Consider the following 11693-nt stretch of genomic DNA (forward strand, 5'->3'; position numbering starts at 1 on the left):
ACCGGTGCTCAAGGACCTCAAGGCGACCAAGGGCCGCAAGGTGCTACTGGCGTTCAAGGACCTCAAGGAGACCAAGGACCTCAAGGTGCTACTGGCGCTCAAGGACCTCAGGGCGATCAAGGGCCGCAAGGTGCTACTGGCGCTCAAGGACCTCAGGGTGATCAAGGACCGCAAGGTGCTACGGGTGCTCAAGGACCTCAGGGTGATCAAGGACCGCAAGGTGCTACGGGTGCTCAAGGACCTCAAGGCGATCAAGGACCGCAAGGTGCTACCGGCGCTACTGGTGCTCAAGGGCCTCAAGGCGACCAAGGACCGCAAGGTGCTACCGGCGCTACTGGTGCTCAAGGACCTCAAGGCGATCAAGGACCGCAAGGTGCTACCGGCGCTACTGGTGCTCAAGGGCCTCAAGGCGACCAAGGACCGCAAGGTGCTACTGGCGCTACTGGTGCTCATGGACCTCAAGGCGATCAAGGACCGCAAGGTGCTACCGGCGCTACTGGTGCTCAAGGGCCTCAAGGCGATCAAGGACCACAAGGTGTTACCGGCGCTACTGGTGCTCAAGGGCCTCAAGGCGACCAAGGACCGCAAGGTGCTACTGGCGCTACTGGTGATCAAGGGCCTCAGGGCGACCAAGGACCGCAAGGTGCTACTGGCGCTACTGGTGATCAAGGGCCTCAGGGCGAACAAGGACCGCAAGGTGCTACCGGTGCTACGGGTGCTCAAGGGCCTCAGGGCGACCAAGGACCGCAAGGTGCTACTGGCGCTACTGGTGATCAAGGGCCTCAGGGCGACCAAGGACCGCAAGGTGCTACCGGTGCTACGGGTGCTCAAGGACCTCAGGGCGATCAAGGACCGCAAGGTGCTACTGGCGCTACCGGCGATCAAGGGCCTCAGGGCGACCAAGGACCGCAAGGTGCTACTGGCGCTACTGGTGCTCAAGGACCTCAAGGCGATCAAGGACCGCAAGGTGCTACCGGCGCTACTGGTGCTCAAGGGCCTCAGGGCGAACAAGGACCGCAAGGTGCTACTGGCGCTACGGGTGATCAAGGGCCTCAGGGCGAACAAGGACCGCAAGGTGCTACCGGTGCTACTGGTGCTCAAGGACCTCAGGGCGATCAAGGACCGCAAGGTGCTACTGGCGCTACCGGCGATCAAGGGCCTCAAGGCGAACAAGGACCGCAAGGTGCTACTGGCGCTACTGGTGCTCAAGGACCGCAGGGCGACCAAGGGCCGCAAGGTGCTACCGGCGCTACTGGTGCTCAAGGACCTCAAGGCGATCAAGGACCGCAAGGTGCTACCGGCGCTACTGGTGCTCAAGGGCCTCAAGGCGATCAAGGACCGCAAGGTGCTACTGGCGCTACCGGTGATCAAGGACCTCAAGGCGACCAAGGACCGCAAGGTGCTACCGGCGCTACTGGTGCTCAAGGACCTCAAGGCGACCAAGGACCGCAAGGTGCTACTGGCGCTACTGGTGCTCAAGGACCTCAGGGCGAACAAGGACCGCAAGGTGTTACCGGCGCTACTGGCGCTCAAGGGCCGCAAGGTGCTACTGGTGCAACCGGTGCTGCTGGTGCTCAAGGGCCTCAAGGCGATCAAGGACCGCAAGGTGCTACTGGTGCTCAAGGGCCTCAAGGTGAAACCGGTGCAACCGGTGCTACTGGCGCTCAAGGACCGCAAGGCGAACAAGGACCGCAAGGGCCGCTTTAAGGCGAAACTTGTGCATCCGGCCGTATGATCTTTATTTATAACAGATAAGTTCCGTCAATATGAACTGGCTGTCGAGGGCTTCTCTCGACAGCCAGTTTTTTAATCTATAGCTCGGAAACTGTAAAAAACGAGGGATACATCGTGATCAATCCTATACCTTTATCACCAAACGTTGGAAAATTTGCCTTTGCATGATTATCAAAAATGAATGGCGAATTATTGCAAGATGCTTGGATGCAGCAAAATCCATCATCGATTACGTTTCGATTTACGATACAGGCTCTACAGACGGAACACAGCAAATTATTGGAAATCCTTGCACAGAGCGCGGCATACCCGGCACCGTTTACTTTGAGCCTTTTCAGAATCTTACCAAAGGTCGATTATCTGCTCCTACTTGAGCAGAATATCCACCGTTCCCGGCTGCGTGGTGATTATCTCGGGGACAAAAGGAAAGCTCGACCATTTATCTGGCACAAACGTATTTCTGTTGGCGAACCATGCTTCAACCTTGCATGGACAAACGATTAAAGAAGGTGGAACAACGTCCACCATTGCATTTTCCATATTTGTTGAACCAGCAGGAAGAGCAGTATGTACCATCTCGCCCGAGGCAAGGAAAATCCATGATTGAGCATGACGTTCAGATTATGGCGTTTATAAGTACCTGCCGGACTAAGAGCTTGTCCTTTGTGCTTTTCACATTGACCATAAGCGGTTATTGGGCCGTGAAGCCGCTGTCCGGCTGCAATCGATTACGGAGCATTTGCCGGCCTCTATCGCATTAGTGCCAACTATTACAGGCAACTGTGCTTCCCTAAACAACAAAAAGGCAGATAATAGCCTGCCTTTGCTGATAACGCAGTATCGCTTAGTGTACAGCCCCTGTCTGATGTTTGCAAAGAATGTGCAAGAATATCTTATGCGCGAGAGGGCGGGAACTCGGCAGCGACAGAATCCGCGCGCACTCCTAAGTGACGAATTGGCAAAACAAAGCAAACCTTGAATGGCCGGAAGCTTGCGCAGATAAATGGCAGGCCAAGCCCTCCTGATCTGGCTTCCTACATAACAACTCGCGATAAAGACCTGTTACGCATGGCGCATTGTCCTGACGGAGCAGCCCGCGCAGCAACGTCCCGATGGTCGGCGCTTCGTACATTAAATTCGACAGTTGAAACCAGGAAGTTACCCAGGCGGCCTCTTCGCTAAAAACGACCGTTTCGAACGGCTTTATCCGGGAAACCGTCCCATACAGAAGATCGGCCGCATGCTCCCGCATCCCCTCTGGGTCCGGCTGCCTATGCAGCATTTCCCAGTATAGCTGTTCGATGAACTGCGTTTCCGGACCGATAGTCCGGTAACAGACAACCTCCAGCGCAAGGAAGGGTCGTTTTTGAGCGAATAAATCGTCTTCGAAAAATCAGTTACGGTCTTAACTTTTGCCGCCAAGACCGAGGGAATGCTTAAAGCTCATCTTCGACGTGCTGTCGTAGAAAGGAAAATCCTGTACATCTCCCCCGTTCGGAACAATGCGGATTTTCTGTCCGAACAACTAATATAACCGCTCCAATCGACATTTGTCACTGGAAAGGTCCGTAGTTATTCGAGCTGCGGGTGACGATCACGGGGAAACCGTACGTTTCGAAGTACGCGCGGGTAAGCAGATCCGCCTCCGCCATGCTTGCCGAGTAAGGACTGTTAGGAGCAAGCGGCGCCGTCTTCGTAAAGAGCCCCTCCGGCTGAAGCGTACCATACATCTCGTCGGTGGAAATTTGAATAAGCCGGGCAACACCCTGCCGCCGTGCCGCTTCCAGCAGCACTTGCGTTCCAAGAACGTTTGTTCTGACGCCCCTCTTCCACATCATCCAGGTTGCGCAAATCGCCCGCATAGGTCAGCAGATCGAGATTGACGACGATACGCTCCCGCCAGTAACGCACGAAATTACTGCCAATGAACCCCATCCCGTCGGTTACAAGGACCCGCCTCATGACGAGGCCTCCCCTGCCATTCTTTGGGCGGCCTCCCTGAACGAAAGGTGGGTTCCCGCATCAATCCACCATCCGCTCAGAATGCCGTAGGAGAGCATGCCACGGGTCGCATACATATTGTTCACATCAGTAATTTCCATTTCGCCTCTCGCGGAAGGCCGGACCGTTCGGATGATGTCAAACACCCCGGCGTCGAACATATAGATGCCGGTCACGCAGTAGGACGATTTCGGCAATTTCGGCTTCTCCTCAATCCGCACAATGCGCGAGCCGTCCATCACCGGTACTCCGTACCTGCAGGGATCTTCAACTTCTTTTAAGAACACGCGGGCTTGCTCCGGCTGCTCCCTGAAGCGGGCAAATTCCTCCGTCAGCGAGTCTTCGAACAGGTTGTCGCCGAGAAGCACAACGAATTTTTCCCCGGGATTCACGAAGTCCTCTGCCAAGGCAAGAGCCTGAGCGATGCCTCCCGGCTCTTCCTGCACTTTAAACGACATACGGACGTTCCACTCCCGGCCGCTGCCGATATAGTCCATAAACAATCCGCCGGAATGTTTTCCAGTAACGAGCAAAATATCGCAGATTCCCGCCTCGGCCATTTTGGAAATCGCATAATGAATCATCGGGTAAGGACCGACAGGCAATAGATGCTTATTAAGAAACCGGGTCATCGGCTTTAACCGGGTACCTGATCCTCCGGCAAGAATAACTCCTTTCATCAAGCGGCCGCCCCTTTCTGCACAATGGTTGACATATTTTTTAGCATAGTTAAATGATATGCTCCCATTGATAGAAGCTTATGGACGCTTATCGCATAAGGCGAAAAAATTGGCTCTTATCCTTGCTGGCGTGGTAGGCGGGAACACTTCGCATACTCCTTTTCCCTCTTTCTCATTTTGCATCAACCGCTGTGCTTGCCGTTTCTACCGTAGTTTTGTGTTACCTTTTCTTTATCAAAGGAAAAGCATCCCCAACCGCGATTGCGGTTAGAAATGCTCCTCACCTTGCTCCCCTCCTCTAGCGCGGACGGAGGACAAGCGTCGCTTTCGTATGAGCCGCAACATCCGCCTCATCGAAATACATGGTTTTGTAGCGCCCGGTGAGCCACATCGAGGTTTGATCCGAATAATGCGCGCTCCCGAGCTGACCGGAGGCTCCCATGATCATAATCTCCTCCGATGCTTTTAAGTTGGAGAGGTCGGCCGTAAAGCGCCATGGGGCCCCGACAACTACCTCGTAGGGCCACTCTTTGCGTGTGTAGGAGGCAGCGCCGACGGTAACGTTGCTTCCGCCGTACGGGTGCGGACCGTCATTAAACATCAGATTGAGCGGTTTCATCGCGCCGAGCGGATGCTTGAACGTCAGCGTATGAATCGCTCCCCACACCCATTTTTCCTGCTTGCCGCCAAACTGCTGCTCCAAGAGGCGCAGAGCCTCCTTGAAGCCGTCAAGCAGCGCCTGCTCGATCGTGCCGTCAGTGCCTGCCAGCCATTTGCTGTTTTTGCCCGCGAACAGCTCGTTTATCGCTCTGCCACTCAATCCGGTAGACAGGAAATCGGCGTAGAGAGTCGGTCCAAGCTGGGGCTCGAGCAGCTTCTGCATCGTCTTGTTCAGCGTGGTGTGGAATAGGGACGGACCGACCAGATCGGGGGCGTCGACCGGGTCCTGCATCCATTCCTCCAGCGTACGCAGCGCCTGCTGCTGGGACGCGTTCCAGGAGCCCCGCTTCAAAATGGGCAGCCAAATATCCCGATACTGGACCGCCTGCAGGTTTTCCCAGTCCCCCTGGATACGCTGCATGTCTTGCAGCGTCAATCGCGCTTTCTCCCGCAGCATCTCGTGAATCCGGTCGGCGCGATACGATTCCGACCAGTTGCTGGTAATAAAATACGGGTACTTGTCATCAACCACACGGTTGTTGGCAGTGGCAATGTAACCTTCTGAAGGATTCCAGGCGTGCGGCAGTTCCTCCCATGGGATATATGATTTCCACTCGTACTCGTCGGTCCAGCCGGGCACCGGCTGCATGCCGTCCCCCTTAGCGCGGATCGGAATCCGACCGTTTGCCCGCCAGCCAATGTTCCCTTGATCGTCCGCATACACAATGTTCTGGGCGGGCGCGGCAAAAAGACGCATCGCTTGTTCAAATTCGCCGTGGTTTTTGGCTTTGTTCATCATCAGCCAGGCGGTGATCTCATTGCCGGGTCCGGTGTCATAGGCGGTCCATCGGAGAGCCAGAGGCTGGCCGATCTGTTCCGACAAACCGATTTCCTTGACGATGTCCGTAATAATGGGGCCGTGCCGGGTGATTACCGTTTCGCCCCGAACGGGCTCCGCTCTTCCCTTGACGCGATACATTTCTTCAATCACGATGGCGTCTTCGTAACGGCCCGCATATTCGAACTGGTGCGGATTGTTGGGATTCGGCTTCTCCATGTACAGGTCCTGCACGTCAGGGTTCAAGTTGGTAAAGCCCCAGGCGATGTGCTCGTTATGCCCGGCTACGACACCCGGCAGCCCCGGGAAAACTACACCAGTTACGCTGTACTGCCCGGAGACGGTCAGATGATTTTGGTAAAAAATTGAAGGAGCGCCCAACTGCAAATGCATATCGTTGGCGAGCAGCGGCTTGCCGGTTACGCTCTTGCTTCCAGCAACTACCCAGTTGTTGCTGCCGAGCCCCTCGCCGGGAATGCCGTATCGGCGCGATGCGTCAATCAGGCCGACGAGCTTCCGCGCGTCCCCGTCCTTCAGAGAGACGGCTCCTCCTTCAACCGGCCTGATCTCCGGGAAGAGCGATTGCGTCTTGTCGAAGCCGAGCTTCTTCAAGGCCGAACTTACGAACAGCTCCGTAACGGCGTTATCGCCCAGATACCATGCCATGTTCTTGCCGATGGCGATCGAATCGATGATCCGCCATGGCTCGAAAGGCGCGCCGGTCAATGTATACTCGATCGGCAGCGGGCCCGTTTCCCGAAAAGCGTTGACGCCGTCCGCATAGGCCTGCAGCGCTTCCTTGGTCCGTTCGTCCAGCTTCGGAAGCAGTTGGTCGGCCATTCGTTTGAACCCGATCGTGCGGTTAAACCGGTCCTGCGGCAGCAAGGCTTCGCCGAACACTTCGGCCAGCGTTCCGCTGACGGAACGACGCGCCAGCTCCATCTGCCAAAGGCGGTCCTGAGCATGGACATACCCTTGAGCAAACATTAAATCACGCTCGTTCGCAGCGTAAATGTGCGGAATCCCGTAATCGTCCCGCATGACGGACACCGGCTTGGATACGCTCAAAATCAGTTCGCCGTCGGTCTTCGCGAGCGCATGGCGGACAAACCAATAGCTGCCTCCGCTTGCGATGGCCCCTAACGCCAAAACACCGGATAAAGAGAACAGCAGTATTTTTTTCGCTTTGGACAAGTGAACCTCCCCCTTTAATGAATGAATGATCAGTCCTTCGATTAGGCCAATATATTTCTATATATTCCCATATGGATTTATTTTTCCTATTCTCCGCATTTTTTGTTCTTCCTTGCCTCGTCTAACGGAAGCCGAACATACATACTTTGCCAATCCTCCGTTCATACTAATTTTCAAACGCTGGAAAAAAGAAGGCGATCGCGGTGCTGCTCCTGACTTTTTTATCGTTGCTTCGCAAGTCCAAGCGGCCGAAGTCCGAGTCGGCTTCTGCTCCGCCCCCGCCGTCACAGCCGAGCGGACGTCTGTCTTCCCGTCTGGAAGACAATCTGGACGAGCTGCGCCGGGTGTTCGGCAACAGCTCGGACGTCATTTTTCGCGAATTCACACTGGGAGCCTCGGGCGAAACGAAAGCAGCCGTCGTGTACACCGAATGTATTGCTAACAGCGAAATCGTGCAGCGGCTGCTCGAAAACCTGATGATCCAAGCCAGGGAAGTCGGGATCTCAGATGCCGCGGCCTCGCAGCCGTCGGGAATGGAGCGGCTGCTCCAGTTCACCGTCACGGTCGCATCCGCGAGAATCGAGACCGAGCTGGCGGCCTTGACCGGGAATATGCTGTCCGGACATACGATCGTGCTTCTGGACGGAGAGGCTGGCGCGCTTACGGTCGATACGAGACAGACGGAAGGCCGGGCGGTAAGCGAGTCGAACGTGCAGACGGTCGTCCGCGGTCCGCGGGATAGTTTTACCGAGTTAATCCGGATGAACACGACGCTGGTTCGCAGACGGATCAAGGACACGAGGCTTCGGGTGGAGAACGTACAGCTCGGCTGCGTGACCAGTACCGATGTCGCGTTGATGTACATTGACGGCATTGTGAATAAGAACGTGGTCGAGGAAGTGCGACAGCGATTAAAACGGATCGAAATCGACGGCATCCTGGAAAGCGGCAACATCGAAGAATTGATTCAGGACGAGACGTTTACGCCCTTTCCAACGATGTACAATACGGAGCGTCCCGATGTGGTCGCGGCGGGGCTGCTGGAAGGACGCGTCGCCATTCTGGTCGACGGAACCCCCGTAGCGCTGCTGGTCCCGGTCGTGTTCACGCAATTTTTCCAATCGGCCGAAGATTACTACAACCGATCGGATTTCGGATTTCTGCGCATGCTGCGCTTCGCCTCGCTGCTGATTTCCATGTTCGGTCCGGCGCTCTATATTGCGATCACAACCTACCATCAGGAGATGCTGCCTACCGTCCTTCTCGTAAGCTTGGCTGCCCAGCGGGAAGGCGTGCCGTTCCCGGCTTTTGTGGAAGCCTTCTTAATGGAAGCGACCTTTGAAATTTTGCGGGAAGCCGGGGTCCGGATGCCCCGGGCCATCGGCTCGGCCATCTCCATTGTCGGCGCGCTCGTGCTGGGACAAGCCGCCGTCGAAGCCGGGTTCGTATCGGCCGCGATGGTTATTGTCGTTTCGATTACGGCGATTACCAGCTTTATCTTTCCTTCTTTTTCCATCTCGATTCCTGTACGTATTCTGCGCTTTCTGATGATGGCGGGAGCTTCCGTTTTCGGGCTGTACGGCATTTTCGTATTGATGGTATTGATCGCGCTGCACATGTGCAGCCTGCGCTCCTTCGGCGTGCCCTATATGTCTCCCCTCGCGCCCTACAGCCGGAAGGAGCAGCAAGATACATTCTTCCGCTTCCCGCTATGGATGCAGCGCTCGCGTCCCCGTTTTCTCCGGCCCTCCGATAAGATCCGGGAACGGAAATCGGACACTTCTCCGAAGTAAGCGCGCAGCGGGAAGCAACCGTGAAGGAAGTGAATTTGAGGGAAAGACTTATGTCAAAAACACGCATACCGCTCATGCTGCTTCTGGTCCTCGGCGCCGGCTTGATGACAGGCTGCTGGAACCGGCGGGAACTGAACGAGCTCGCCATCGCCGTGGCGATCGGCATCGACAAGGCCGGTAACCAGCATCAGGTGACGATCCAAGTCGTTAATCCAAGCGAAATCAGCAAAAAAACGAGCGGCGTCCCCTACGCTCCGGTTACGATCTATAAAATGCGGGGCGATACGATTGCAGAATGCATCCGCAAGCTGACGGTGGAATCGCCGCGGCTCATGTACTTGTCGCATGTGCGCCTGCTCGTCTTGAGCGAGGAGGTCGCCCGGGATGGCATCCGCCATGCGCTTGACTACTTCTCGCGAGACCGGGAATTCCGGCCGGACTTTTACGTCGCCGTCTCGAAGCATACGACAGCCGAAACCATTCTTAGCCTCTTCACCCAGTTGGAAAAAATTCCGGCCAATCAGCTGTACGATTCCTTGAAGAATTCGGAAAAATATTGGGCTCCGACGATCGGCATCCATCTGGACGAATTAATTGACGATCTGATCAAAGAAGGCGTTCATCCCGTGCTGACCGGCATCTCGGTCATAGGCGATCAGGCTAAAGGGAAATCCAATGAAAACGTAGGCAATATCGCGATGCCGACGCATCTCCAATTCACCTCCATCGGCGTCTTTAACAAGGACCGGTTAATCGGCTGGATGAATGAAACGGACAGCAAAGGCTACAATTACATTAAGGGCAATGTGAAAGGAACGGTCGGCAGTCTGCTTTTGGACGAGAATAAGAAGGAACGGGTAAGCAATGAGTTGATCAAGAGCAGCACGAAAACGACCGGCACCCTTGTAGGCGGCCGCCCTCATATTAAGGTCGTTATTACAGGGGAAGGCAATATTGCCGAGGTGGAAACTTCCAAGGTCGACCTGTCTCTGGCGAAGCCCGTCCTTGAGCTAGAGCATACGATGAACCGGAAAATCGAGGAGCTGGCGCATCGCAGCATCAAGAAAGCACAGCAGCAGTTCAAAACCGACATTTTCGGTTTTGGAGAAGTGATGCGCCGTTCGGAGCCCGCTTTTTGGAAAAAGGAAAAAGCCCGGTGGCCCGAGTATTTCCAAAAGCTGACCGTCGATGTCAAATCCGATATCAAGCTTCGCCGGAGCGGCCGGGTGGGGAATTCGTTCATTCGCGAGATGGAAAAACCGGCGCCAAAGGAATGAGCCTCGCATGTGGAAAGTGACGGGGGTGCTTGTCGCCTCCTTCCTGCTTTGTCTGCCGGACACCGTTCGGTTATGGAAACAAAAGCTGTTCAAAGAGCTTGCCGTCTTCCTCGTCCTGGCCGGCATTGCCACCGCCCTCTGTATCGCCACGGTACTGGATATCGAGCTGTTAAGCCCGCTGGAGGCGCTCCGGTTCGTATACGAACCCGTTGACAAATGGATCGTGAAGCTGCTGAAAAGTTTCTCATCATCCTAGAAAGGCGGTCGGTTTCATGCCGGGAAATCCAGTTATCAGCCTCAGGCAATTCGTCATTCTGGTGACGCTATTCTCCCTTGGTAGCGCCATCTTATACGTTCCTGGCGTTCTTAGTATCCACGCCAAGCAGGACGCATGGATTGCCGCTTTGATCGGCTGGGTGCTCGGGATCGGCATCGTGTGGATTTACGTGGCGCTTGCGAACCGCTACCCTCACCTGACGCTGGTACAGTGCAGCGAGCATGTGCTGGGACCTTGGCTCGGCAAGGCCGCAGGGCTGCTCTACTTATTATTTCCGTTCGTGCTGGCTGCGATCGTCATGCGGGATATCGGTGATTTTGTAACGATTGAGATGCTGAAGTTCACACCGGTGGAAATCATCGAGCTTTCCTTCACGTTCATCCTGATCGTCGGCGGCTATTATGGCTTGGAAACGATCTCCAGGATCGGCGAACTCATGTTCCCAATGATCATTTTTTTGTTTCTGTTTCTGGTCGTTTTCGTGAGCCCGCAGATCAAGATCGAGCAGGCCAAGCCTGTATTTGAGCACGGCATCACTCCCATTCTCATGGGCGTAAAGACGTACATCGGTTTTCCGTTCATGGAATTGTCCATTTTCCTTATGATTCTTCCTTATGTGAAGCGAACGTCGGGAGCCAAGGTCGCGCAAGCCTTTGTCGCGGGCACGGGAATCGGCGGCTTGATGCTGTTCGTCATCACGGCGGCGAGCATTCTGGTTCTGGGCCCCAGTCTGGCCGCGCGCGAAACGTATCCGAGCTATTTGCTGGCCAAAAAAATTAACGTCGGCGATTTTCTTCAGCGCATTGAAGCGTTTATGGCGGGAATCTGGTTTTTCAGCATTTACATGAAGCTTGTGCTGTGCCTTCTTGCGATTGCGCTCGGTATCGCCCAGTTGTGCCGGCTCAAGGACTACAGGCCGCTGCTCCTGCCGCTCGGGGTCATCATCTTCGTGTATTCACTGGCCATTTCACCGAATATGGCTTATATGGTCGAGCTGACCGGAAAGCTGTGGACGGCCTTCGCTCTGACCTTCTCGCTGCTCATCCCGCTCGTGCTGTTGATCGTCGGCTCCTTCCGTTCACGGAATTAAATTCCCTGCGCCGGCCGTCGATATTTTTTCCTTCCCGAAGCCCTTATCCCGTGCCATGACTTACATTCAAGTAACTAAGGCAACAACTTTTCAGTACTTATCAAACCGGACGGGTTATCGGTATAATAGCCATGTTCTTATATTCGATT

At 55.1% G+C, this 11693-nt stretch carries 8 protein-coding genes and 3 pseudogenes; 6 read left to right on the forward strand and 5 right to left on the reverse strand.

What is annotated here, in order from left to right; translation table 11 throughout:
• A pseudogene (locus tag NI000_RS13055) lies at positions 1-1707 on the forward strand (collagen-like triple helix repeat-containing protein); the annotation flags it as partial.
• 191 nt (positions 1708-1898) lie between these two features.
• Positions 1899-2090, forward strand: a pseudogene (locus NI000_RS13060) (glycosyl transferase); the annotation flags it as partial.
• A 10-nt stretch (positions 2091-2100) separates the two neighbouring features.
• Here the strand turns inward: NI000_RS13060 and NI000_RS13065 are convergent.
• The 5 genes and pseudogenes from NI000_RS13065 to NI000_RS13085 form a co-directional block, all read right to left on the reverse strand.
• Positions 2101-2274, reverse strand: coding sequence for a hypothetical protein (locus tag NI000_RS13065; protein ID WP_253411166.1), 174 nt, complete (start codon positions 2272-2274; stop codon positions 2101-2103).
• A 403-nt stretch (positions 2275-2677) separates the two neighbouring features.
• Positions 2678-3082 carry a DUF4214 domain-containing protein gene (locus NI000_RS13070; RefSeq protein WP_301292491.1) on the reverse strand — a complete coding sequence of 135 codons (405 nt, stop codon included), beginning with the start codon at positions 3080-3082 and terminating at the stop codon, positions 2678-2680.
• 208 nt (positions 3083-3290) lie between these two features.
• Positions 3291-3696: pseudogene (locus NI000_RS13075) on the reverse strand (GDP-mannose 4,6-dehydratase); the annotation flags it as partial.
• Positions 3693-4415 carry a sugar phosphate nucleotidyltransferase gene (locus NI000_RS13080; protein ID WP_253411169.1) on the reverse strand — a complete coding sequence of 241 codons (723 nt, stop codon included), beginning with the start codon at positions 4413-4415 and terminating at the stop codon, positions 3693-3695. The pseudogene NI000_RS13075 and the gene NI000_RS13080, both read right to left, overlap by 4 nt.
• A 298-nt stretch (positions 4416-4713) precedes the next feature.
• On the reverse strand, positions 4714-7107 hold the full coding sequence (locus tag NI000_RS13085; RefSeq protein WP_253411171.1) for a penicillin acylase family protein: 2394 nt from the start codon (positions 7105-7107) through the stop codon (positions 4714-4716).
• 227 nt (positions 7108-7334) lie between these two features.
• On the opposite strand from NI000_RS13085, the gene NI000_RS13090 reads away from it, so the two are divergent.
• The 4 genes from NI000_RS13090 to NI000_RS13105 are packed head-to-tail and all read left to right on the forward strand — an operon-like array spanning position 7335 to position 11544.
• On the forward strand, positions 7335-8900 hold the full coding sequence (locus NI000_RS13090; RefSeq protein WP_253411173.1) for a spore germination protein: 1566 nt from the start codon (positions 7335-7337) through the stop codon (positions 8898-8900).
• Positions 8901-8950: 50 nt separating this feature from the next.
• On the forward strand, positions 8951-10177 hold the full coding sequence (locus NI000_RS13095) for a Ger(x)C family spore germination protein (RefSeq protein ID WP_253411175.1): 1227 nt from the start codon (positions 8951-8953) through the stop codon (positions 10175-10177).
• A 7-nt stretch (positions 10178-10184) separates the two neighbouring features.
• Positions 10185-10433 (forward strand): hypothetical protein, encoded by a 249-nt coding sequence (locus tag NI000_RS13100; RefSeq protein ID WP_253411177.1) that lies wholly within the window; start codon positions 10185-10187, stop codon positions 10431-10433.
• 16 nt (positions 10434-10449) lie between these two features.
• On the forward strand, positions 10450-11544 hold the full coding sequence (locus NI000_RS13105) for a GerAB/ArcD/ProY family transporter (RefSeq protein ID WP_253411179.1): 1095 nt from the start codon (positions 10450-10452) through the stop codon (positions 11542-11544).
• Positions 11545-11693: the final 149 nt, after the last annotated feature.

The sequence above is a fragment of the Paenibacillus tyrphae genome (assembly GCF_024158745.1).
In the GTDB taxonomy this organism is placed as follows: domain Bacteria; phylum Bacillota; class Bacilli; order Paenibacillales; family NBRC-103111; genus Paenibacillus_G; species Paenibacillus_G tyrfis_A.